Source organism: Marinobacter alexandrii (genome assembly GCF_005871205.1).
GTDB lineage: Bacteria > Pseudomonadota > Gammaproteobacteria > Pseudomonadales > Oleiphilaceae > Marinobacter > Marinobacter alexandrii.
This window is the reverse complement of the sequence record NZ_SWKM01000014.1, coordinates 150,972-173,941: the sequence shown is the minus strand read 5'-3', so window position 1 is coordinate 173,941 and position 22,970 is coordinate 150,972. Positions and strand designations below refer to the sequence as shown.

Sequence of the window (22,970 nt, the reverse complement as noted above, 5' to 3'; positions counted from 1 at the left end):
CTGTCTCCGTTCGGAAATCTCGTTCAGGGTTAACCAAAGAACTTTTCGCCAGTCTTGGCCATTTCACGCAGCTTCTCGGTCGGGTGATAAAGAGGACCAAGGTCTGCGTACTTGTCTGCCAGCTCGACGAATGCGTCTACACCCATGTCGTCGATATAGCGCAGGGCACCACCGCGGAACGGCGGGAAGCCGATACCGAAGATCAGACCCATATCCGCATCAGCCGGATCCTCAACGATGCCATCTTCCAGGCAGCGAACGGTTTCCAGGCACAGCGGGATCATCATCCGGGCAATGATGTCTTCGTCATCAAAGTCCTTCTTACCCTGAACAACAGGCTCAAGCAGCTTGTAGGTTTCTTCATCTACAACCTTCTTGGGCTTGCCCTTCTTGTCGGTTTCATACTTGTAGAAACCCTTGTCATTCTTCTGACCGTAGCGGTTGTTCTCGAACATTACGTCGATGGAGGACTTGCTCTCGTCCTTCATGCGGTCCGGGAAGCCTTCAGCCATAACTTCGTTGGCGTGCTTGGCGGTATCCATGCCGACTACGTCGAGCAGATAGGCAGGACCCATCGGCCAGCCAAACTTCTCCATGACCTTGTCGACTTTCTGGAAGTCGGCGCCGTCACGGACCAGACCAGCAAAGCCACCGAAGTACGGGAACAGTACCCGGTTAACCAGGAAGCCCGGGCAGTCGTTGACTACGATCGGAGTCTTGCCCATGGCCTTGGCGTAGGCAACGGTGGTCGCGATAGCGCGATCACTGGTCTTCTCGCCACGGATAACCTCAACCAGCGGCATCATGTGCACCGGGTTAAAGAAGTGCATGCCACAGAAGTTTTCCGGACGCTTCAGGTTCTTGGCCAGAAGGTCAATGGAAATGGTGGAGGTGTTGGACGTCAGGATTGTATCGTCGCGAACCGCATCTTCGGTCTCACGCAGTACAGCGTCTTTTACTTTCGGATTCTCAACAACCGCTTCAACGACCAGGTCTACGCTCTTGAAATCACCGTAGTTCAGGGTCGGCGTAATGCTGTTGAGAACGTCCGCCATTTTGCTGGCGTCCATCTTGCCTTTGGCTACGCGCTTGGACAGCAGTTTCTTGGCTTCTTCCAGTCCGAGCTTGATGCCGTCCTGGTTGATGTCCTTCATGACGATCGGCGTACCCTTCAGCGCAGACTGGAAAGCGACACCGCCACCCATGATGCCAGCGCCCAGCACGGCCGCCAGGTTGACGTCACTGGCTTCTTTTTCCCACGCCTTGGCCTTCTTCTTCAGCTCCTGATCGTTCAGGAACAAACCAACCAGGCAAGCCGCCACGTTGGTCTTGGCCATCTTGGCAAAGCCCTTGGCTTCAACTTCAATGGCTTTGTCGCGGGTCAGGCCAGCGTGCTTCTGCATCACTTTGATGGCTTCAACCGGAGCCGGGTAGTTCTTGCCGGCTTTACCAGCAACGAAGGCTTTGGAGATCTCGAAGGCCATCATGCTTTCCATGGCATTCAGCTTGATCTTGCCCTTCTTCTCTTCGCGACGCGCCAGGTTATCCAGCTTGCCTTCATTGCACTGGTTGATGATGCCAACGGCAGCGGCGACCAGCTTGTCGGATTCCACAACGGCATCAACTGCGCCGACTTTCAGAGCAGCGTCGGCACGGTTCTCGGTACCACCGCTGATCCACTCAACGGCATTATCAACACCGACCAGACGAGACAGACGCACTGTGCCGCCAAAGCCCGGGAAGATACCCAGCTTCACTTCCGGCAGACCAACCTTGGCCGTCTTGTCGATAACCCGGTAATCGGTGGCCAGACACATTTCGAAACCGCCACCCAGTGCCATGCCATTGATGGCGGTAACAGTTGGGAATGGCAGGTCTTCAACGGCGTTGAATACTTCGTTGGCCTTCAGGTTGTTGGCTACCAGATCCTCTTCCGAACCGGCAAACAGCTCGGTGAATTCGGTAATGTCGGCACCAACAATAAAGCTGTCTTTGGAACTGGTTACGACCAGGCCCTTCAGATTCTTTTGCGCTTTAATTGCGTCAGTTGCGGCACCCAGTTCTTCGATAGTGAGACGGTTGAACTTGTTGACTGACTCGCCCTGCAAGTCGAAGTTCAACTGAGCGATCCCGCCTTCGATCTCTTTAACCGTGATGGCTTTACCTTCGTAAATCATCAACTGATCTCCAGTCTGTGTTAGGAACTGCTTCCAGTCATCCACACGTTGCGGTGCGATGACTGTTTGTGCAGCGAGATTTCGGTCACTGCCCGATCATTCGATCCAAAATTCATACAGTCGTTTGAATCGCGAGGGCACACGATGAAAAAAAAACGGGCGTTTGTCAATTTGTTTCTTGCGACGGATTTGAAAAGTGGGCGCCGGCCACAGACTCCGGAACGCTAACTCCCGGATTTGATACTTGTTTACAGTTACCGCCGTTGCAGCGGCCAAAACCGCTTGCTTGGCCAGCGAAGTTACTTTAACTTCGACCTGCGACTTTAGTCCACAATAATAAAACAGCATTACGGAGACTCATCCGATGGAAGACACCCGCCTGAGAGTTCGCTCCCTGGTAGCCGCACTGATCCTGCTCGCACTGACCTCTCTGGGTGCCCGCGCCCAGGAAACAGGGGGAGGGTTTCTGTCAGAACTGCACGAATTCCGCGTCAACAACTACATGGCCCTGGATGCCTACTACCGGTTCAGCGGCAGCGGCGACACCGACACCCTCAACGAGATCGTCATCGGCATCAATGCGGCCAACGATGCGATGAACACCATTATAAAAAGCACCAGCGGCGTGCTCTCAACCGAACAGATCGAAGGCCTGAACCAGGAGTTTGATCAGTTCAAGGCCCTGATGCGCAGCAACATCAATGACGTTCGAAAGACTGGCTACCCCGACCTGCGCCTGGTATCCGATATGGCCAATCAGGCTCTTGCCATGAACAACCTGGCAACAGACCTTTATCAGGTTGCCCAGGAAAACGTGCAAACCAAGACCAACCCAAGGGTTGAGGCGGCCCGATCAGCGGCAGTAAAGATGGCCCAGATGATGGCCAAGTATTCGGTGCGCACCAATTCGTCGGTTTCTCAAACCTTCCAAGGCTCCGCTACTGAAAAGCCGCTGGACGAACAGGCCCGGGAGTTCGACCAGTTACTGGCTACCGTCATGCGGGGTGACGCCGGTGCCGAGCTGAAGGAGATCATGGGTGATGTATCGTCCAAGTGGGAATTCATTCGCGGCTCCTACATCAACTACAACGAAAAGAACGTTGGATTTGTGATTGACCGATACTCAAAAGGTATCCTCAAAGGGCTTGCAACCACGATTACCCTGCTGCAAGGCAACGCCTGACCCCTTCTTTCTAAACCTGGCGGGCGCACCACAGCCCGCCAGCCTCCTGAATTTCTTGCCGTTCATTGATGTGCATCAGTTACCAACTACACTGTTCGGATCAGAATAGACCTACTATTCTGAAGCTATGTCCGGCATTAAGGAGTGACGCAATGTCCGCTTACAGCAAAATGCTTGTTGCTATCGATCTGACAGAGGAGGCGCCACAGGTCCTGAACAAGGCCAAAGCAGTCTGTGAGGCCCACGGCGCTGAATTGCTACTAATTCATGTGGTTGAGCCGGTCGGCTACGCCTACGGTGGCGATATCCCCATGGACCTGACGGAATTACAGGATCAACTCGACAAGGCCGCCCATGATCAACTTGCCGGCTATGGAGACCAGTACGACATACCAAAAGCCAATCAGGTGGTTACCGTTGGCCGTCCGGAATCAGAGATTCACCGCCTCGCCAAGGAACACGAAGTGGACCTGATCATCGTTGGCAGTCACGGCAGGAAAGGTTTCCAGCTCTTGCTGGGTTCCACCGCCAATGGGGTATTGCACGGCACCGAATGCGACGTGTTGGCGGTGAGAATCAACTAGGGCCAGCCCCTGAAGAAAACCATCAGGGCCATTAAACTGCGGCAGCGCACTGAGCCGATCAGTGCAGCTCGCCGCCCATTTTGGCTTCGAGTTTGCGAAGCTGGCTTTCCAGAGAGAAGCTCACACTGGAGGCCATCGAGAAGAAGTTCAGCAAAGCCTTGAGATTGCTGTCGCCCTTACAGACCGAATGGATTCGCTGCCACAACGCCTGGTTAACCAACTGCAGGCGCTGATTCCGCTCCACCAGCCCCTTAAGATCCCAATCCGGCTCCTCATGGTTTCGCTTGGCGAAGTATTGCTGCAACAGGTAATGGGACACGCTGCGCGTGATGAACTCGTCGGTATTGGCGAACGGGAGGTGATGCATCGCCATAGGCTTCAGTTCCGCAAGTACAGGGCAACCGCTGGTGGCCATCTTGAGCCCCAACAACGATCTGAGCGCCTCCTCAAGAGCGGTCTGCTTCACGTAGGCACGACGCTCATCGGTCACGGTTACATCGACTTTCTGATAGGCGTCATCGGCCTGGAACGCCTCCACAACGGGCAATATTTCCGTTGCGGCCGGGCAATACTCGGTATCGCTGGATCGCAGCGGGCAGTTGGAGCACTGGCAATGCTCCAACTTGACCCAGGACGGCTGCTTCGGCGCCGGCACTGCCGGCTGATCGGTTACCTTGAATTCAACCGTACGCCCGTCCTGAAACCTGAAACTGTAATTTACATTCATTGATTCGCCTGTTCCTCCAGCTCCATCCACCGCTCAATCACCTGTTCAAGACGGGTTTCCTTGTCCGTCAACTCATCAAGCGTGGCTGAGACATCGTTCGGTGGACCAGAGTAAAAGTCTGAGTCTGCAACTGTAGTCTGCAGCCGAGCAATATCCTGCTCTAAGGCCTCGATTTTCCCCGGTAATTCCTCAAGTTCAAGTTTAAGCTTGTAACTCAGCTTAGCGGGTTTCGATTGTGTGGACTGGCCCACAGGTTTGGACGGTGACGGAGCCACTTTCTCGTCAGCCCCGCTCTTGGAGCGCTTATCCTGCTTGTCTGGCCGATTGCCGCCAGCCTCAGATGGAAAGCATCCGCCCTGCCGACGCCAGTCACTGTAGCCACCAACATACTCGCGCACCCGCCCGGAGCCATCCAGGAACACGGTTTCAGTTACGACGTTATCAAGGAATTCCCGGTCGTGACTGATGACGATGACGGTGCCTTTGAACTCTGCCAGTTGCTCTTCCAGCAACTCCAGCGTTTCGACGTCCAGATCGTTGGTAGGTTCGTCCAGCACCAGAATGTTGGCTGGCTTGCTGAACAGTTTTGCCAGCAGAAGGCGAGCCCGTTCACCACCGGAGAAAACCCGTACCGGAGACCGGGCACGCTCAGGCGTGAACAGGAATTCCTGCAGGTAGCCCAACACATGCTTGCTCTGACCATTGATATCGATGAACTCACGCCCTTCCGACAGGTTGTCCAGTGCGTTCTTGCTCAGATCCAGTTCGCCACGCAGCTGATCGAAGTAAGCAACCTGAAGATTGGTACCCAGGCGGATCGATCCCTCAGTGGCTTCCAGGTCTCCGAGCAACAGCCGCACCAGCGTGGTTTTGCCAGTGCCGTTTTCACCAACCAGGCCGATTTTGTCGCCGCGCAGGACGGTCAGGTTCATATCCCGGATAATGTCGGCGCTGGCCTGATACCCGAATCCGGCATCCCGGGTTTCCACCACCAGCTTGCCAGAACGCGCCGCGTCTTCGACCGCAAAGGTTGCCGTGCCGCCACGAGTCCGGCGTTGCCGATGCTCCTCACGCATCGCCTTCAGGGCGCGCACCCGCCCCATATTACGGGTGCGGCGGGCCTTGATACCCTGGCGAATCCAGGCTTCTTCCTGCTTCAAGCGTTTGTCGAAGAGCGCATTCTGGCGCTCCTCTTCCTCGAGTGCCTTTTCTTTCAACTCTAGGTATTTGTCATAAGTCGCTGAAAAGCTGACGAGTTTGCCGCGATCCAATTCCACAATCCGGGTCGCCATGCGGCGAATGAATGCCCGGTCGTGACTGACAAACAGCATCGCGCCACGGAACTGGCCCAGCGCCTCTTCCAGCCAGGCAATGGCCGGCACATCCAGATGGTTGGTGGGCTCATCCAGCAGCAGAATATCCGGCTCGGCAACCAAGGCCCGTGCCAGCAACACGCGTCGCTGCCAGCCTCCCGACAGGGTGTCCAGCTGCCGGTCAGGGTCGATGCCGTATTGTCCCAGAATGGTGGTCACCTTCTGATCCAGGAGCCAACCGTCCAGAGCCTCAAGGCGCTCCTGCACCTTCATCATTTGGTCGAGACTGCTCTCGTCGGCCTGCTGGGAAAGCCGGTGGAATTCGGTCAGCAGTTCACCGGTCTCTGGAAAGGCACCGGCGACAACGTCGTAGGCGGTGCGGGTGTCGTGTGTGGGCAGATTCTGAGGCAGAACCGCCAGCACGGCACCATCGTCCAATCGAACCAGGCCGCCGTCGGGAACCACTTGCCCACTGACAATTTTCAACAGCGTTGATTTACCTTCGCCGTTGCGGCCTAGCAGACACACCCGCTCACCGGCCTCCACGATCAGTGACGCCTGGTCAAGCAGTGGGTGCATTCCATAAGCCAGAGACAGGGCATCCAGTGTTAACAATGGCACGTTGCGTATTACTCCGTTTTGATCGTGGTGATTGGATCGCCAACTTGAATCCGACCCGCCGAGTCGTGAATGGCGTTCATTCCAAAGATGACCCCGTCTGCAGTTCGCCGGTAGCCAGACAGGGTTTTGAGCGGTTGTGTTGCCGGGTCTTTTACCCCGAGATCAGGATCGACCGTGGTCATGACACAACGAGAGCACGGCTTGACCAGGCTGAGCCTGCTGGCGCCAACATCCAGCTCACGCCAGTGGTCCTCAGCCCAGGGAGCCACGCCCTGGACAACAACATTGGGCCGGAACCGGCGCATTTCCACGGGCACGTGCAATCGGCTGTTCAGCTCTTCCAGGGACGCAAGATTGGTGACCAAAAGCGGAAAGCCATCGGCAAAACTGACTCGGCGCCGATCCGACACCCGCTCCGGATCCACGCGCCGAAAAGAATCGTCGGGCATGTAGACAAATCGGACCGACTTGGAGCAGAAGCGGCTCAGTGCTTCACTGGCATCGGTCTGCCCCAGCAGCGCTGAGGCCCAGTCCCGCCAGACCAGAGTTTTTATGCGCTCATCAGTTGGCTGCAGTGTAAAACTACCCTGCCCGGGAATGCCCAACTGTACCTGCCCATCTGCCAGCGAAACCCGAATATTGGCAAGCTCTGGATGGGAACGCTGGGTTACGAAGTGACCTTCTTCATCAACAATCATCCACCGACGATCGCCGGCGGGACCAAAATCGTCCAGCTCAAGCTCATCAACACAGATACCGGCCAGGGATTTCACCGGATACACCCAGAGAGAATGGACTTTCATGCGCTGGCGCTCCCATCCTGTTTATTAACCGCCTTTAAGGCTGGCGATTATAACTGACCAGGGAGGGTAACGCCGAACTTGCTGCGGCCTGAAACGAAAAAACCCGGTTTCTTCCGAAACCGGGTTTTTTGAAATCTGGAGCGGGAAACGAGATTCGAACTCGCGACCCCAACCTTGGCAAGGTTGTGCTCTACCAACTGAGCTATTCCCGCAATGCTGTTCGGTTCATGCCGACAACGGAGGCGTATTCTACGGATCGGAGCTTGTCCGTCAACCTCTTTTTCACAAGTTTTTCGATGTTTTTCCTCTTCTGCGCAAACTCAGTTTAAAGAGCGAACAATCTGACCAAATGCTGATCGATCAGCCCTGCTCGCCATGACCACCAGCGTTACCGGCCACTGCACCACCTCCACAATTCAGGTATTCCGAACTATGGAGCCATTCCTGATCCGGGTAGAACTTGAAGACCAGTTGGCCGCCCTTGAGATTATCCACCACCCGCTCGATCACCTGGTTATCAACCGCGGGGCAACCATGACTGCGACCGATCCTGCCATACTTGTTCACCCACGACTCATTCACGTAGTCCGCACCATGAATAACAATGGCGCGACGCCGGGCCTGATCGTTGTAGCCCGGCTCCAATCCGTCCAGGCGCAGGGAATATCCATGTTTGCCATAATAGGATTCACTGCCCCGGAATAGGCCAATGCTGGACTGATAACTCCCCTCGACATTGGAAAAGGCTGTGGATTCGAAATTCCCGGAATTCTTGCCATGGGCGACAAGGTCCCGAAGCACCAGCCCCCCCTGTTCCAGGCTGAAGATCCACAAACGTTCGCGACTGGACGGCAGTGAAAAATCGATCACCGCCAGGCGTTGCGGCATCTCAACACCGGAGAACACCGCACACCGGGTTGCATTGAACGCGGTTTCGAGTACGACGGGATCGAGCTCCGGCGCCGCCTTCGACATCCGACGTAGCAAATCGTCATTCAAAGAAGCGCCCTGTGAGAGCGGCGAAATCACGATTGAAACAGCCAAAAGAAGCCCGGAACGCAAAAAACGCCCTGCATTAAACATCCGAATTTTCCCCAAATCATTCCGGGCACACGATGCGCGCACCCACATCAAAACAGTCGCGCATTCTATCAAGCTATTCCGGCGAAGGGGGAATCATGTACATTTTTTATACAAACTGGAAAGAAATCGGACATCACTGACCAAATGTCCTGCCACCGGCCAAGTATTCTTTTTCGGCGTCGCTTGAGGTACGCCCCAGCGCTTTATTACGATGAGGGAATCGCGAGAACCGCTCAATAATTGCCATATGATCCCGGGAAGACTGTGCAAAACTCTGCAGGAAGTCTCCCAACAGGCCAGGCGTTGAGGCCGCCAGTTGCTCGTAACAATCCACGGAGGTTCGCTGGTCCTCAATGCGCTCCGAATGTTGCAGGGGCATGTAGAGAAATGCCCGCTGAAGCGGCGGCAGCGCCATGTCCTGACCTTTCGCCATCGCCTGCCGGCAGAGCTTGCGTGCCTGGGCGTCCTGATCAAAAGCCATGCCAGCGCCACGGAAGATATTTCGTGAGAACTGATCGAGCAGAAGGATCTCGGCCAGCAGCCCTCCCGGCTCACTCCGCCAATGCTCCAGCCCCTGCTCCGAGGCGAACAGCACCATCGACATAAAGCGCCGACGGATTTCCTGATCGAACTTGCGGTCGGCCCGGAACCAACGGTTTCTGTGTGCCCGATCGGACAGGCCATCGGCATCCAGTTCGCCAAACCAGAAATCCAGAATCTCTTTCCAATCGAACATAGACTGACACCCTGCTATTTTTAAAGTTTATGAACCTGCCATTTAAACGGTTGTGCAGGTTGACGACAGACACCCGATAACTGATGACTCAGGAGCACTGATGAGCAATCGCATTATTCTGTTAGCACACGGCAGTAGTGACAAGCGCTGGTGCGAGACTTTCGAAAACCTCGCGACCCCTACCCTTACCGCCGTCGCCGACTCGCGCATTGCCTACATGGAGCTAGCCGAGCCCTCACTGGATGACATCGTTGCAGAGGGCGTTCAGGACGGAGTGCATAGGTTTACGATTGTCCCACTATTCCTGGCAGCGGGCCGACATTTGCGTAAAGACGTGCCGGCCATGATCAAAGAGCTCGAGGAGACACACAGCGTTACCATTGAGCTAGCCCCGCCCATCGGCGAAAACCCGCAACTCGGCGAAGCCATTAAAGAAGTGGTTGTGCATCAACTGGGCGGCATTAACAGCTGAGCTTCAGAGCACCGACCACCCCTATTCAGCGGGCGCTCCTGATTACCGGACGCCCCTCGAAGGATGATGAGCGAGGAGGACAAAGGCCATGACCAAAAACATTCTTGTTACCGGCGGCACCGGCTTTATTGGCAAGGTCCTGTGCCCCGAGTTACTGGGTAGGGGATATGAATTGACGGTACTCAGCCGACAGAGCCCTGATGATGTGAGAGCGGTTTGCGGACGGGTAGAAACCATACAAGACCTTAATCAGCTCCGCTCCCACCCAGGCTACGATGCAGTCATTAACCTCGCGGGAGAAGGGATTGCTGACAAACGCTGGTCGGAAAAGCGAAAACAAGAGCTTAGAGACAGCCGGATTGGAGTTACGGAAACTCTGGTCGATGTGATTCGAAGCTGGGGAGAGCCTCCTCGGGTGATGGTTTCGGGATCGGCGGTCGGCTTCTATGGCAACCAAGGGGACGCGGAGGTAACTGAGCAGACTGAACCCCGCGATGAGTTTACCCATCAGCTCTGCCGGGACTGGGAAAATGCCGCCCTGGCCCTGGAACAGGACAAAGTCCGGGTTTGTCTGTCCAGAACCGGGGTCGTCGCGGGGCCTGGCGGAGGATTTCTGGCGCGGATGGTGACACCCTTCAAGCTGGGACTGGGTGGCAGGCTTGGAGACGGCCGCCAGTACATGCCCTGGGTGCACCGGGAAGACGTTGTCGGTGCACTTATCTGGATGCTCGAAAGCGATGACGCCTACGGGCCCTATAACGTGGTCAGCCCCAACCCGGTCACTAATGCCGAATTCACTCGATGTCTGGGAAAAGTGGTCCGTCGACCAACACTATTCCCGGCACCGGCTCCGGTGCTCAAGATTGCCCTGGGTGAGATGGCGGGGCTATTACTGACGGGGCAAAAAGCCAAACCCGCGCGGCTAACTGACCAAGGCTACAGTTTCCGCTTTCCAGAGCTTCGGGCAGCCCTTGAGGATTCTGTGCGTTAGTGAGATCGGCCGAAGGGAACGGCTAATTTAATTCAATTTTTTTAGAAAAATCGTTGACACACCCCTGAGCCTTACTTAATATACGCGCCACCTCGACGAGGCAAGCTTTTGAAAACGTTGCGTCCCCTTCGTCTAGTGGCCTAGGACTCCGCCCTTTCACGGCGGCAACAGGGGTTCGAACCCCCTAGGGGACGCCATTTCTATTCAGCATGCTCTGCCTACATGGGCGGTTTGTCTGAGGAATTATTTTCAGCACTGTTATGGCCATGTAATTTCTGGTCCCTCACCACAAACAGTGCGACCCCGACGAAAAACCCCAATATCAGCAATACCGTTACCAATCCTGCGATTACAACTGCATCCAAGTACATTTGAATTCTCCGCATACCGTTAGTGAATCTGACTCCAGAATAAGTTACCAAGTGGATGGGGACATTGACTCAGGTCAACCGAGCCTTTTGAACGATGTTCATAGCTCCTGAACCGTCACACATTTCCCTCTATTTTTCCTATGTTTGCGGGACAGTTGAAACAAACTACTGCTATAGTCGGTCAGGTAGCGGCTTTGACGTACCTATAAACCAGACCGGATGGCAGAAGTTCACGGCATGCCAAAATTGTCGACGCGTCTCCAACGTTTCCGAAAGGGCTCTCCCCTGTCCTTCAGGCTGCTGGCCTGGATACTTCTATTCAGCTCAGTATTCACCTTGATTGCCTCCGGTATTCAGATTTACTCGGACTACAGAAAGGACCTTTCGCAGATCGACAACCGAATGGAGGTTGTCGAAGCCGGCTATTCCTCCAGCCTTGCCAGAAGCCTCTGGGCACTGGACCAGAAACTGCTTCAGACTCAGATGGAAGGCATCTTGAGCCTGCCCGACATCGTTCATCTCAGATTACGCATTGAGCCGGATTCCGAGTTGGTCATGGGCGATATCCCGCGCGATACTCAAACCCGATCCCACAGCTTTAGCCTCGTTCATATGGGGGACGAGATGTTTGAGCTGGGAGAACTTACCGTCACGGCCGATCTCAAGCGCGTCTACGAGGAAATGGAACGTAAGGTTGGCATCATTCTGGCCACCCAGTTCCTGAAAACTTTTTTTGTCTCAATCCTGATCATCTGGATCTTTCAACACTTCGTTACCCGCCATCTTTCAACCATGGCCGACTACGCCCGGGATTTCTCCCTGTCGAATCTTTCCCGACCACTCGAGCTGGACCGGCCCATAACTCCGTCTAATGAGAGTGATGAGCTGGGGCGCGTAACCGACGCCATCAACCAGATGCGGGAGCGCCTAAATGATGACGTGATCCGCCAGGAGCGGGATGCCGCCGAGATCCGCAAATTCTCCAAGGCCATTGAGCAAAGCCCCTCCTCTGTCCTTATCTGTGATCGAAAGTGGCGGGTCGAATTTGCCAACCAGAAGTTCACCCAACTGACTGGCTATAACGCCTCGTCAATCCTTGGAAAGCACCCGGGCGCACTCAGTGAAAATGATCTGGAAAACCGGGAGAGCCGACACCTTTGGCAATCCATCCGGCTTCAGGTTCAGCGGGTCGGAGTTTGGCAGGGTGAAGTCAACAGCATTCGTAAGAATGGAGAGCGTTTCTGGGAGCAACTGATCGTCACTCCCATCAAAGATAGCTGCGGCGCCACCACCGGCTACCTGATTCTTGGCGAAGACATCAGCATACGAAAACGTTACGAGCAGCAACTGCTGCGTCAGGCCAACTACGACATCCTGACGGGGCTACCCAATCGCATGCTGGCGCTAGACCGCCTAAAGCTGGCGCTTGCCCAGGCCCGTCGTGAAAACACTCAGGTCGGAGTGATGTTTCTGGATCTCGATAATTTCAAACACATCAATGACACTCTGGGCCATGATGCCGGCGACAACTTGCTGATTGAGGCCGCCCGTCGAATTTCCAGCTGCCTGCGCGGCACCAGCACCGTAGCCAGGCTCGGCGGTGACGAGTTCCTGGTAATCCTGCCCGGACTGACTGGCCCCGAAGCTTCCTCACAGGTTGCCGATCGCATTCTGAAGACCTTTTCGCCACCGTATATCCTGAACGGCCAGGAAGTGTTCATCACCACCAGTATCGGTATCGCCGTGTTCCCGGTTGACTCCGACAACAGCGGCACCCTGCTCCAGCACGCCGACGCCGCCATGTACCAGGCCAAACACAAGGGCAAGAGTGCCTACGCCCATTTCACCCCGGAAATGACCGAGGTTTCCCATGAGCGCCTGCAAATGGAGTCGCGCCTGCGCCGGGCAATTGAGCTCAAGGAGCTTGAACTCTACTACCAGCCCATTGTTCATACCGATTCCGGCAATCTGGTTGCGGTCGAGGCGCTGCTGCGCTGGAACAATCCCGCCATGGGCATGGTCATGCCGGACCGCTTTATTCCCCTGGCTGAAGAAACCGGCCTGATTATCCCCATCGGTGAATGGGTGCTGGAGGAGGCCTGCAAAACCGCCGTCGAATGGAAAGACATCACCGGACGCAACATCGGCGTTTCGGTGAACGTGTCGCCTCGCCAATTCCGGGACCCGCACTTTACCGATGCGGTAATGCAGGCGCTTGGAAACAGTGGCCTGGCTGCTGAACAGCTGGAACTGGAAATCACCGAGCGGCTGATCCTGGACAACTCCATCGAAACCGCCGAAATCCTTCGTCTGCTGGACCGGGAAGGGATTCGACTGTCAGTTGACGACTTTGGCACCGGGTATTCAGCGCTTAGCTACCTGAAGAGCTACCCCTTCGACACCCTGAAAATCGATAAATCCTTTGTGCAGGACGTCATGAAAGAGCCGGAGGACGCGTCACTGGTTCGGGCCATTATCAACATGGCGCATAGCCTGGGACTGCGCGTGATTGCCGAAGGCGTTGAAGATGAGTCCCAGACCCACTTCCTGAAAGCCGAAGGGTGTGATTTCTCCCAAGGCTATTTCTACAGCCGTCCGCTTCCGGCCACCGAATTTGAAGAATGGCTTAAGACCAACCAGCGCGTACAGATCTGATCGATCAGGACCCATCGAACCATGGATGCCAACCTACTCGTTATCAATTGCGGCAGCTCTTCGCTGAAGCTGGCTGTTTTTGACAGTCGACACCGCAAGCAGGCTTCCGCCCTTGCCGAACGACTGAACAGTAACGATGCTTTTGCTCGAATCAGCGCGAGCGAACAGCCGGTGCAACTGCCCTCCGGCGCTTCCCATGAAACTGCCCTCAGCACCTTGATTAACGCCCTAAAGGATCAAGCCATCATGGCAAACGATCCAATCGCTATTGGCCACCGGGTCGTCCACGGCGGGGAAACGTTTCGTGAGGCAGCCTTACTCAATGACGAGAGCATCGCCGCCATTGAGGACTGCGCCAGCCTGGCGCCCTTGCACAACCCGGTGAACCTCGCCGGAATCGCAGCAACCCGAAGCCTGTACCCGAGCGTGCCACAGGTTGCGGTCTTTGATACCGCGTTTCACCAAACACTGCCGGCCAGAGCGTTTCTTTATGCCCTGCCCGAGGCTTACTATCGAGACTGGGCCGTCAGGCGTTACGGATTTCACGGCACCAGTCATTTTTTCATGGCCCAGGAGGCAGCCCGGAGACTGGGACGAACGCCCGCAACCACATCCATTATCTCAGCCCATCTTGGCAATGGCTGCAGCATTACAGCGATCCGGGATGGCATCAGTGTCGATACCAGTATGGGATTAACCCCGCTGGAAGGCCTGGTAATGGGCACTCGCAGCGGTGACGTGGATCCCGGCCTGTTCGACTTTCTGGCTGACAAGGGTATTTCCGCGGAAGAAATCACCGAGGTTCTGAACACGAAGAGCGGATTGCTGGGGCTGTCTGGCCAGACCAACGACATGCGCTCCCTCTGCGATCTCGCCGACCATGGCCACGAGCCCTCGGCCCTGGCCATCGACATCTTTTGCTTCCGCCTGGCCAAGTATGTTGGCGCAATGATGGCCTCACTGACCTCGCTCGACGCCCTGGTCTTCACCGGCGGGATTGGAGAAAACAGTGCCCGAGTCCGACAACAGGCTCTCAGCCATCTCCGATTAATGGGTTTCCAAATCGACAGTGAACTGAATGAAGCCCACGGGGCGTACAGCCAGGGTCGGGTTGAGAGCAGCGATTCCCGTTTCCCCGTCCTGGTCATTCCCACCGATGAAGAGTTGGTGATCGCGAGGGAGGCGTCCCGGCTTGCCACCAGCAGCCCGGTGTAATCCTTTCAATTCCAGGAATCTCTATATGGCAAAAAGTCTGTTTATCGCCCCGACGTCCTTGGACTCCGGTCTGACCTCCGTCTGTTTGGGTCTGTTACGAGCGTTGGAGCGGGTTGGCGTCAGTGTCGGCTTCTACAAGCCGTTCCTGCAGTCTGCTCATCGGAGCGAGACGCTGCACAACAACGGCAAAGACACTTCCGTCGAGTTTATTCGCGCCCGCAGCCACCTCCAGCCACCTGACCCCGTAACACTTAAAGAGGCCCAGCACCTTCTGAATCGCGGCAAGTCCGATCTGTTGATGGAAACCATCGTTGGCGAATATCAGAAAGTTGCACAGGATGTGGACGTGGTCATCATTGAGGGTCTGGTTCCAGATCTGACCGAAGCCTACATCGCCCGATTGAATGTCGAAGTCGCTCGAAATCTGGGCTCTGACGTCATCCTCGTCAGCTCACCGAAGAGCAGTGACCCGGCGGCTCTAGATGAAGAACTCGACTTCTCTGCGCGGCTGTTTGCCGATCCCTCAGACCCGGACGTAATCGGCGTGATCCTGAACAAGGTTGGCGAACCGGAACGGGACGGGCTCTCAGGGCTCTCACTCCAACGACGCACTGACGAAGAGACATCCCCCGCCCATTACCGCAGCGAATGCAAGGTATTCAGCGACAACCGATTCCAGTTGCTCGCGGAAATCCCCTGGCAGCCGGAGTTGCTGGCGCCCCGTGTCTCAGACCTTGCGCGAGAGCTGGACATACAAATTCTGAACGAGGGCCAGATGCACAGTCGCCGGGTGCAATCGGTTTCCGTCGTCGCCAGGTCGATCAGGAACATGGCCGACACCCTCAAGCCCGGTACACTACTGGTCACTCCCGGGGATCGAGAGGATATTGTGGTCACCACGGCTGTGGCGGCTCAGAACGGAGTGCCCCTGGCCGGCTTGTTGCTGACCGGCGGGCTGTTGCCCGATTCTCGTATTATTGATTTGTGTCGCCGCGCCCTGGACACCGGGCTGCCGGTGCTGGCCTCAGACACCAACACCTATGAAACCGCGCACATGCTGGCAAATCTATCCTCTGCGATTCCGGTGGACGATCCCGATCGCATCGAGAGAGCCATGGAATCCGTCGCCACGCAGATCGATACCGACTGGCTTCAGAATCACCTGAAAGTCCAGCGCCAGCGCCGGCTCTCGCCGCCCGCCTTCCGCTACCAGTTGTCGGAACGTTCCAGACGCGCCAACAAACGGATCGTGCTGCCGGAAGGTAACGAACCCCGGACCGTGCAGGCAGCCATTATCTGCCACCAGCGCGGCCTGGCTCGTTGTGTGCTCCTTGGCAACCCGGGCGAAATCAGAAACGTGGCCAGCTCACAGGGATTAACATTGCCCGACGACATCGAAGTAATCGACCCGGCCAGCGTGCGGGCCGATTACATCGCACCCATGGTGGAATTGCGCAAACACAAGGGCTTGGCACCGGATATGGCCGAAGCCATGTTGGAAGATCATGTGGTCCTGGGCACCATGATGGTAGCCCAGGACCAAGCGGATGGCCTCGTTTCAGGGGCGGTTCATACCACGGCCAACACGGTCAGGCCAGCCCTGCAACTGATCAAGACCCACGACCACGCCCGAGTGGTGTCGTCGGTGTTCTTCATGTTGTTGCCCGAGCAGGTCGTGGTGTACGGCGATTGCGCCATTAATCCAGACCCAAATGCTGAGGAATTGGCAGACATTGCTATTCAGAGCGCGGAGTCAGCCGAGGCCTTTGGCATCGAGCCGGTGGTCGCGATGATCAGCTACAGTACCGGGGAATCCGGAACCGGACAGGACGTGGAGAAAGTACGTGAGGCTACGAGGATAGCTCGGCAGAGACGACCAGATCTGCTCATCGACGGCCCCCTGCAATACGACGCAGCGGCGATTGAGAGCGTGGCAAAAAACAAGGCACCAGACAGCAAGGTGGCAGGCAAGGCAACGGTGTTTGTATTCCCTGACCTTAACACCGGCAACACCACCTATAAGGCGGTTCAGCGCAGTGCCAATGTTGTCAGTATCGGGCCAATGCTCCAGGGCCTGAGGAAGCCCGTCAATGACCTTTCCCGGGGTGCGCTGGTGGAAGACATTGTCTTCACCATTGCCCTGACCGCGGTCCAGGCCAAACAGGTTGAGGACGCTAAGGGGGGCTGATCCCAGCCCCCAGCCACTCAGCGTTTGAGACTTTTCTGGCGGGTTTTCTTGATCCGCCGACCCTTCTTCAGATCGTTGTCCTGCTTTACCTTTTGGCGCGGCGTGAGGCGATCTACCTTACCGGCAAACGGGTTTTCGCCCGACTTGAATTCGAAGCGAATGGGCGAGCCCGTCACCTTCAGGACTTTGCGGAAGGTATTTTCAAGATAGCGCTTGTAGGAGCCCGGCAACGCATCCACCTGGTTGCCATGGACTACGATAACAGGCGGGTTGGACCCACCCTGGTGGGCGAAACGAAGCTTGATCCGCCGCCCATGAACCATCGGTGGCTGGTGCTGCGCAATAGCGTCCTGAAGGATCGCGGTCAGACGGTTGGTGGGCCACTTGGCCATGGCGGATTCATAGCAGTCCTGAACCGAATCGTACATAACCCCGACACCGGAGCCGTGCAGCGCCGAAATGTAATGCTTGTCGGCGTAGTCCAGGAAGTCGAGTCGGCGCCGAACCTGTTCCTTAACCTTGGCCCGGTCGTCAGGGTCCATGCCGTCCCACTTGTTTACGGCAACCACCAGCGATCGGCCAGCATCGAGAACAAAGCCAATCAGGTGCAAATCCTGATCAACCAGCCCTTCCCTCGCGTCAATCACCAGAATAACCACGTGGGCGTCATCAATGGCCTGCAGGGTCTTGATGATGGAGAACTTCTCGACGGTTTCCCGAACGTTCTTCCGGCGACGAACGCCGGCGGTATCGATCAGGGTGTATTCATGCCCCTGACGCTCGTAAGGGATGTAGACACTGTCGCGGGTAGTCCCCGGCATGTCGTAGACCACGACCCGGTCCTCACCCAGCATGCGGTTGACCAGCGTCGATTTGCCCACGTTCGGGCGCCCGACCACGCCAATCCGGATACCCGGGTACTTGTCCGCGCGATCGGCAGCTTCACGCTCTTCCTCTGATGGCAGCAATAATTCCAGCATCGACCGGATACCCCGGTTATGGGAGGCCGCAATCAGGAAAGTGGATTCGTAACCCAGGCTGTAGAAATCCACAGCGGCAATATCAGGGTCTTGGCCATCGGTTTTGTTGACGACCAGGTGCGCCTGCTTACCGGAGCGGCGCAGGTGGTTGGCAATGGTCTCATCACCGCCGGTCAAACCGGCACGGCCATCTACCAGGAACAGAACGATGTCGGCTTCTTCCACAGCCTGCATCGACTGTCGGGCCATTTCCGCATCGAGTCCTTCTTCGTCACCAGTCAGGCCGCCGGTATCGATGACGATAAAACGCTGACCCTCATAGTTACCCTCACCATACTTGCGATCGCGGGTAAGGCCGGGAAAATCCGCGACCAGTGCATCCCGGGATCGGGTCATCTGGTTGAAAAGCGTCGACTTGCCTACGTTTGGGCGGCCGACAAGGGCAATTACTGGGGTCATAATAGATCGCTACAAAAAAAGGAAAACAGCCCGGCGTCGTCGCCAGGCTGGAGAATTTCACTCAACGGCACGGAGTTCAAACACCGCCATATCACCGCTGTTGCCAAAGACCAGCAGATTACCATTGCGCAAGCGTTGTGCAGGTACGCGTATACCCTCATCATCGAATTCAAGCTGGCCCTGCAGACTGCCGTCCTTGCTGTCCAGAATGTGCAGATAACCCTCGAAATCACCGGTCACCAGGTACTCATCCACCACCATGGGCTGTGTCAGCTGACGCCAGGCCAGACGATCCTGCAGCCAAAGCTCACGGCGATCAGATCCACGAAGGGCTACGATTTCGCCATTGGCGGAGGCCAGATAGATATTGCCGTCGCCAATCATCGGCGAATACAGACTGGAGGCTTTACGACTCCAGATTTCCTGGCCTGTGCGGATGTCCACCAGGGCCAGTTTGCCCTGATAACCCACCACCAGAATGGCTGAATCAATCACCAGCGGCTGGCCTGCGATGTCTACCAGGCGCTCCAGTTCGGTACGGCCCTGGGGTTCACCCACTTCGTATTGCCATAACGGCTGTCCGGCCTCAGCACTGAGTGCCACCAGCTTGCCGTTGGCAAACGAGGCAATCACTACATCGCCTCCGACCAGCGGAGCCGCAGCGGCCCGCATGGAAAGCACAGGCACAACGCCGTCGTATTGCCAGACCTTCTCACCGTTAGTCGCATCAAAGGCCAGTACCCGACCGTCGGTGGTTTGAGCGACCACCAGACGTCCATTGGACTGCGGGGTGGCCAGCACTTCTGTCGGCAATGAAGCCCGCCAAAGCTCGGATCCGTCTTCACGGGACAGCGCCAGCAGATCGGCTTCTCGAGTGGTCAGGTACAGACGGTCGTTGTCGCCGCCAACACCGGCGAAGATCCGATCCTCCAACTCTGATTGCCAAAGCACCTTACCGTTCTCGGCCTGCACCGCGTACACTTCACCGTCAGCCGAGGCTGCATACAGAGTCTCGCCCGTATTCAGGGGCGTGAGGTAAAGAAATTCACCGTCATGACCGTCACCAACGGACATGCTCCAAACCTGATCGAACTCAACGGAGCTTTCAATTTCCGGGACCGGCGCCGGCTGCTCGAAGGTATCCGTGGTGCTACACCCGGCCAACCCGATGACGGTCAGCATCCCAGTGGCGAGAAGCCCGCGAACACACCCGGTGCGAGACATCCGCATCAGGCATCCTCCCCTACACCAAGATCAGACAGTTTCAGCTCAAGGATGCCACTGCGGCCCTGCTGACTCTGCTCTCGTGCGGCCAGATAGGCGTCACGGGCACCGTCCCGATCACCCTGTGCCAGCAGGATATCACCCCGAAGTTCCGAGAAAATGGCATTGAAGCTGTCTGCCTCGGCCGCCTCATCGATGGTAACCAGTGCTTCGTCGTACTGACCGGCATCAAACTGGGCGCGGGCCAGGCGGCTGCGCACAACCAGGGTCAGTGCCTGCTGCTCGCCACTCTTCTCAAGCGCCCATTTTAGCGCTTCAATAGCGGCTTCAGACTCCCCAGCCATCAGCTGCTGACGGGCCAGGATCAGGTTGCCGTAGACCGCGTAGGCGCTATCGGTGTAGTCCTCACGAAGGGTCTGGGCAACGAAGGCTACGGTTTCACCGCTGGTTTCGTCAGACTGGTCGCTGAAAGCATTCAAGAGGTTGGCGAACTGGTTCGCGGCTTCGGTGCGCTGTTGGGCTTCGTGGTTCTGCCAGGCCTGCCAGCCGAACACGATCGCCAGTGCGGCGCCGATACCGATCAGCAGTGAACTACCATTCTTTTTCCACCAGTCTTTGATCGCCTGGACCTGTTCCTCTTCGGTGCGCAGTTCAGCCATGATGACTCCTGTAGTCGAATTCGTTGCTATTTTTAGTAAACGTCAGTGTTTGAGAGCGGCAGTCAGTGACGAGGCCAGCTCATCCCGCGCCAGATCCTGCTGGAGTTCATCCGAACGCAGGGGTTTCAACCCCACGCGGCCGTTGGCCACTTCGTTCTCGCCGAGGATGATGGCATAGCGAGCGCCGCTTTTGTCAGCCTTTTTCATTTGGCTCTTGAAGCTGCCGCCGCCGCAGTGGGAAATAATCACCGCATTCGGCAGTTCAGCCCGCAGCTCCTCAGCCAATGCCAGCGCCGACGCCAGGGCGCCGTCTCCCATAGCCGTGACGTAGACGTCGGCGTTGTTGTTCACATGCTCGGGAATCAGGTCGAGCGTCTCGAGCAGCAGAATAAGGCGCTCAAGTCCCATGGCAAAGCCAACGGCACGGGTAGGTTTTCCACCGAGCTGCTCCACCAGACCGTCGTAACGGCCACCGGCACAGACCGTGCCCTGGGCACCAAGGCTGTCGGTGATCCACTCAAAGACAGTCTTGCCGTAATAGTCCAGACCGCGAACCAGTGCAGGATTAATGGTGTATTCGATCCCAGCTGCGTCCAGCAGCTCGCGCAAACGGTCAAAGTGGGCGCGGGAATCGTCATCCAGGTACTGGTCAAGATTCGGGGCGTTTTCCAGAATGCTGCGTGTTGCCGGGTCCTTGCTGTCGAGGATCCGCAACGGATTTGTCTCCAGGCGACGCTGACTGTCTGCATCCAGGTCGGTTTTGTACTGGCTAAGGTACTCCACCAGGGCCTGTCGGTAGACCTTGCGGGCCTCTGACGTGCCAATGGAGTTGATTTCCAGGCGGGTATGCTCCGCCAATCCCAGCTCACGCCACAGGCGGGCTGTCAGTATCAGCAGCTCGGCGTCGATATCCGGTCCGGCCATGCCGAAACACTCGACACCAATCTGGTGAAATTGACGATAGCGCCCCTTCTGCGGACGTTCGTGCCGGAACATGGGGCCGGTGTACCAGAGTCGGCGCGTCTGGTTGAACAGAAGCCCGTGTTCTTCGGCTGCTCGCACACAGCCGGCCGTGCCCTCAGGGCGCAGGGTCAGGCTGTCCCCGTTGCGATCGTCGAAGGTGTACATTTCCTTTTCGACGATGTCGGTTACTTCTCCGATGGAGCGTTTGAACAGATCGGTCTGCTCGACAATGGGCATACGAATTTCCTGGTACCCATACTGGGCAAGAACCTTTCGTACTTTGCCCTCAACAAACTGCCAAACGGGCGTCTGCTCCGGCAGGATATCGTTCATCCCGCGAATTGCCTGAATCTTAGCCAAGTTAAACCCTTAAACGTGTGTCTGGATGATGGTGCCGGAAAACCGTGTGCTATCAGTTTCCTGAGCGGGCAATGATAGCGTCTTCCTCTTCCTTGCGCCGCGCCACTTCCTCTCGGATCAGGCGCTCAAGGTCGTCGGTAAGGTTCGCATTGTCGAGCTTCTGATTCGGTTTACCCGCCATGTAAAACAGGTTTTTCGGGCTGCCGCCGGTCAGGCCGATGTCAGCTACCTTGGCCTCGCCCGGACCATTCACGATGCAGCCAATGATGGCAACATCCATGGCCGTATTCACGTCTTCCAGACGCGCCTCCAGATCGTTCATGGTCTGGATAACATCAAAGTTCTGACGGGAGCAGCTCGGGCAAGCGATGAAGTTGATGCCGCGGCTACGGAGACGAAGGCTCTTGAGAATGTCATATCCGACTTTCACTTCCTGAACCGGATCAGCAGCCAGGGAAACCCGGATGGTGTCGCCGATGCCATCCATCAACAACATGCCCAGCCCAATCGAGGATTTCACCGTTCCTGAGCGGAAGCCACCGGCCTCGGTGATCCCCAGGTGCAGCGGCTGTTCAATCTGCGCCGCGAGATTACGGTAGGCCGCCACGGTCATGAATACCTCGGAAGCCTTGAGGCTCACCTTGAAGTCCTGAAAATCGTGACGGTCGAGAATGTCGATATGTCTCATGGCCGACTCAACCAGAGCATCTGCGGTTGGCTCGCCATACTTACGCTGCAGTTCCTTTTCCAGGGACCCGGCGTTAACACCAATACGAATGGGAATGTTGCGGTCGCGGGCAGCGCTGATCACGGCACTGACACGGTCTTCCCGACCAATGTTGCCGGGATTAATGCGAAGGCAGTCGACACCCAGTTCTGCCACCCGAAGTGCAATCTTGTGGTCAAAATGGATGTCCGCAACCAACGGAACTGACACCTGCTCGCGAATCTTGCCGAAGGCTTCAGCAGCATCCATTGACGGTACCGACACACGCACGATATCAGCACCGGCCTCTTCCAGCGCCCGGACCTGGCCAACGGTGGCGTTCACATCGAGGGTGTTGGTGTTGGTCATGCTCTGAACCGCAATCGGCGCATCACCACCAACAGGTACATTGCCCACCATGATCTGGCGGGATTTGCGTCTAACGATCGGGGATTCGTGCTTCATGGAGTGCTGACCGATATCAATAAGTTCATCAAGTT

At 56.5% G+C, this 22,970-nt stretch carries 19 protein-coding genes and 2 tRNA genes; 8 read left to right on the top strand and 13 right to left on the bottom strand.

What is annotated here, in order from left to right; translation table 11 throughout:
• Nucleotides 1-29: 29 nt before the first annotated feature.
• Nucleotides 30-2,177, bottom strand: coding sequence for a fatty acid oxidation complex subunit alpha FadB (fadB, locus tag FCS96_RS14755; RefSeq protein WP_138441145.1), 2,148 nt, complete (start codon nt 2,175-2,177; stop codon nt 30-32).
• A 364-nt stretch (nt 2,178-2,541) separates the two neighbouring features.
• On the opposite strand from fadB, the gene FCS96_RS14750 reads away from it, so the two are divergent.
• Both FCS96_RS14750 and FCS96_RS14745 read left to right on the top strand, forming a co-directional pair.
• On the top strand, nt 2,542-3,360 hold the full coding sequence (locus FCS96_RS14750; RefSeq protein ID WP_138441144.1) for a hypothetical protein: 819 nt from the start codon (nt 2,542-2,544) through the stop codon (nt 3,358-3,360).
• A gap of 152 nt (nt 3,361-3,512) precedes the next feature.
• Nucleotides 3,513-3,944 carry a universal stress protein gene (locus FCS96_RS14745; protein ID WP_138441143.1) on the top strand — a complete coding sequence of 144 codons (432 nt, stop codon included), beginning with the start codon at nt 3,513-3,515 and terminating at the stop codon, nt 3,942-3,944.
• Between the two features lie 58 nt (nt 3,945-4,002).
• Here FCS96_RS14745 and FCS96_RS14740 read toward each other — a convergent pair whose 3' ends face one another.
• From FCS96_RS14740 to FCS96_RS14715, 6 genes are all read right to left on the bottom strand, one after another.
• Nucleotides 4,003-4,671, bottom strand: a complete 669-nt coding sequence (locus FCS96_RS14740) for a DUF6901 family protein (protein ID WP_138441142.1) — start codon at nt 4,669-4,671, stop codon at nt 4,003-4,005.
• Nucleotides 4,668-6,605, bottom strand: coding sequence for an ATP-binding cassette domain-containing protein (locus FCS96_RS14735; RefSeq protein WP_138441141.1), 1,938 nt, complete (start codon nt 6,603-6,605; stop codon nt 4,668-4,670). Before FCS96_RS14735 ends, FCS96_RS14740 begins: the two co-directional genes overlap by 4 nt.
• An 8-nt stretch (nt 6,606-6,613) precedes the next feature.
• Nucleotides 6,614-7,408, bottom strand: a complete 795-nt coding sequence (locus FCS96_RS14730) for an MOSC domain-containing protein (RefSeq protein ID WP_138441140.1) — start codon at nt 7,406-7,408, stop codon at nt 6,614-6,616.
• A gap of 136 nt (nt 7,409-7,544) precedes the next feature.
• Nucleotides 7,545-7,620: transfer RNA gene (locus FCS96_RS14725), tRNA-Gly, on the bottom strand.
• 148 nt (nt 7,621-7,768) lie between these two features.
• Nucleotides 7,769-8,491 (bottom strand): murein L,D-transpeptidase catalytic domain-containing protein, encoded by a 723-nt coding sequence (locus FCS96_RS14720; RefSeq protein WP_138441139.1) that lies wholly within the window; start codon nt 8,489-8,491, stop codon nt 7,769-7,771.
• A gap of 133 nt (nt 8,492-8,624) precedes the next feature.
• On the bottom strand, nt 8,625-9,227 hold the full coding sequence (locus FCS96_RS14715; protein ID WP_138441138.1) for a DUF924 family protein: 603 nt from the start codon (nt 9,225-9,227) through the stop codon (nt 8,625-8,627).
• Between the two features lie 100 nt (nt 9,228-9,327).
• Here FCS96_RS14715 and FCS96_RS14710 point away from each other — a divergent pair, with 100 nt between their 5' ends.
• The 3 genes from FCS96_RS14710 to FCS96_RS14700 all read left to right on the top strand — a co-directional run bounded on the left by FCS96_RS14710 (nt 9,328) and on the right by FCS96_RS14700 (nt 10,887).
• Nucleotides 9,328-9,699 carry a sirohydrochlorin chelatase gene (locus FCS96_RS14710; RefSeq protein ID WP_171040800.1) on the top strand — a complete coding sequence of 124 codons (372 nt, stop codon included), beginning with the start codon at nt 9,328-9,330 and terminating at the stop codon, nt 9,697-9,699.
• 88 nt (nt 9,700-9,787) lie between these two features.
• Complete coding sequence (locus FCS96_RS14705) at nt 9,788-10,690, top strand: TIGR01777 family oxidoreductase (RefSeq protein WP_138441137.1); 903 nt, start codon at nt 9,788-9,790, stop codon at nt 10,688-10,690.
• A 121-nt stretch (nt 10,691-10,811) separates the two neighbouring features.
• A tRNA-Glu gene (locus FCS96_RS14700) sits at nt 10,812-10,887 on the top strand.
• A gap of 21 nt (nt 10,888-10,908) precedes the next feature.
• On the opposite strand, the gene ccoM is transcribed toward FCS96_RS14700, so the two are convergent.
• Nucleotides 10,909-11,061: a cytochrome c oxidase subunit CcoM gene (ccoM, locus tag FCS96_RS20315; RefSeq protein WP_282103938.1), complete on the bottom strand. Its 153-nt coding sequence runs from the start codon at nt 11,059-11,061 to the stop codon at nt 10,909-10,911.
• A gap of 237 nt (nt 11,062-11,298) precedes the next feature.
• Between ccoM and FCS96_RS14695 the strand changes: the two genes are divergently transcribed.
• The 3 genes from FCS96_RS14695 to pta are packed head-to-tail and all read left to right on the top strand — an operon-like array spanning nt 11,299 to nt 17,119.
• A complete protein-coding gene (locus FCS96_RS14695; protein ID WP_138441136.1) occupies nt 11,299-13,716 on the top strand; it encodes a bifunctional diguanylate cyclase/phosphodiesterase in 2,418 nt (805 codons plus the stop codon).
• A 21-nt stretch (nt 13,717-13,737) separates the two neighbouring features.
• Nucleotides 13,738-14,931: an acetate kinase gene (locus tag FCS96_RS14690; protein ID WP_138441135.1), complete on the top strand. Its 1,194-nt coding sequence runs from the start codon at nt 13,738-13,740 to the stop codon at nt 14,929-14,931.
• Nucleotides 14,932-14,956: 25 nt separating this feature from the next.
• A complete protein-coding gene (gene pta, locus FCS96_RS14685; protein WP_138441134.1) occupies nt 14,957-17,119 on the top strand; it encodes a phosphate acetyltransferase in 2,163 nt (720 codons plus the stop codon).
• A 17-nt stretch (nt 17,120-17,136) separates the two neighbouring features.
• Here the strand turns inward: pta and der are convergent, their stop codons facing one another.
• Genes der through ispG form a run of 5 tightly spaced genes read right to left on the bottom strand, consistent with a single transcriptional unit; the run spans nt 17,137 to nt 22,935 of the window.
• The gene (gene der / locus FCS96_RS14680) at nt 17,137-18,558 is read right to left on the bottom strand and encodes a ribosome biogenesis GTPase Der (RefSeq protein ID WP_138441133.1); all 1,422 of its coding nucleotides are present in this window, start codon (nt 18,556-18,558) and stop codon (nt 17,137-17,139) included.
• Nucleotides 18,559-18,615: 57 nt separating this feature from the next.
• Complete coding sequence (gene bamB / locus FCS96_RS14675; RefSeq protein ID WP_138441427.1) at nt 18,616-19,782, bottom strand: outer membrane protein assembly factor BamB; 1,167 nt, start codon at nt 19,780-19,782, stop codon at nt 18,616-18,618.
• Nucleotides 19,783-19,787: 5 nt separating this feature from the next.
• Nucleotides 19,788-20,441, bottom strand: a complete 654-nt coding sequence (locus tag FCS96_RS14670; protein WP_138441132.1) for a YfgM family protein — start codon at nt 20,439-20,441, stop codon at nt 19,788-19,790.
• 42 nt (nt 20,442-20,483) lie between these two features.
• Nucleotides 20,484-21,764, bottom strand: a complete 1,281-nt coding sequence (hisS, locus tag FCS96_RS14665; RefSeq protein ID WP_138441131.1) for a histidine--tRNA ligase — start codon at nt 21,762-21,764, stop codon at nt 20,484-20,486.
• A gap of 52 nt (nt 21,765-21,816) precedes the next feature.
• On the bottom strand, nt 21,817-22,935 hold the full coding sequence (ispG, locus tag FCS96_RS14660; protein WP_138441130.1) for a flavodoxin-dependent (E)-4-hydroxy-3-methylbut-2-enyl-diphosphate synthase: 1,119 nt from the start codon (nt 22,933-22,935) through the stop codon (nt 21,817-21,819).
• Between the last annotated feature and the right edge of the window lie 35 nt (nt 22,936-22,970).

Coding starts and splice junctions, on each gene's coding strand:
- fadB (WP_138441145.1), bottom strand. CDS start 2,177: ATGATTTACGAAGGTAAAGCCATCACGGTTAAAGAGATCGAAGGCGGG.
- FCS96_RS14750 (WP_138441144.1), top strand. CDS start 2,542: ATGGAAGACACCCGCCTGAGAGTTCGCTCCCTGGTAGCCGCACTGATC.
- FCS96_RS14745 (WP_138441143.1), top strand. CDS start 3,513: ATGTCCGCTTACAGCAAAATGCTTGTTGCTATCGATCTGACAGAGGAG.
- FCS96_RS14740 (WP_138441142.1), bottom strand. CDS start 4,671: ATGAATGTAAATTACAGTTTCAGGTTTCAGGACGGGCGTACGGTTGAA.
- FCS96_RS14730 (WP_138441140.1), bottom strand. CDS start 7,408: ATGAAAGTCCATTCTCTCTGGGTGTATCCGGTGAAATCCCTGGCCGGT.
- FCS96_RS14720 (WP_138441139.1), bottom strand. CDS start 8,491: ATGTTTAATGCAGGGCGTTTTTTGCGTTCCGGGCTTCTTTTGGCTGTT.
- FCS96_RS14715 (WP_138441138.1), bottom strand. CDS start 9,227: ATGTTCGATTGGAAAGAGATTCTGGATTTCTGGTTTGGCGAACTGGAT.
- FCS96_RS14710 (WP_171040800.1), top strand. CDS start 9,328: ATGAGCAATCGCATTATTCTGTTAGCACACGGCAGTAGTGACAAGCGC.
- FCS96_RS14705 (WP_138441137.1), top strand. CDS start 9,788: ATGACCAAAAACATTCTTGTTACCGGCGGCACCGGCTTTATTGGCAAG.
- ccoM (WP_282103938.1), bottom strand. CDS start 11,061: ATGTACTTGGATGCAGTTGTAATCGCAGGATTGGTAACGGTATTGCTG.
- FCS96_RS14695 (WP_138441136.1), top strand. CDS start 11,299: ATGCCAAAATTGTCGACGCGTCTCCAACGTTTCCGAAAGGGCTCTCCC.
- FCS96_RS14690 (WP_138441135.1), top strand. CDS start 13,738: ATGGATGCCAACCTACTCGTTATCAATTGCGGCAGCTCTTCGCTGAAG.
- pta (WP_138441134.1), top strand. CDS start 14,957: ATGGCAAAAAGTCTGTTTATCGCCCCGACGTCCTTGGACTCCGGTCTG.
- der (WP_138441133.1), bottom strand. CDS start 18,558: ATGACCCCAGTAATTGCCCTTGTCGGCCGCCCAAACGTAGGCAAGTCG.
- bamB (WP_138441427.1), bottom strand. CDS start 19,782: ATGTCTCGCACCGGGTGTGTTCGCGGGCTTCTCGCCACTGGGATGCTG.
- FCS96_RS14670 (WP_138441132.1), bottom strand. CDS start 20,441: ATGGCTGAACTGCGCACCGAAGAGGAACAGGTCCAGGCGATCAAAGAC.
- ispG (WP_138441130.1), bottom strand. CDS start 22,935: ATGAAGCACGAATCCCCGATCGTTAGACGCAAATCCCGCCAGATCATG.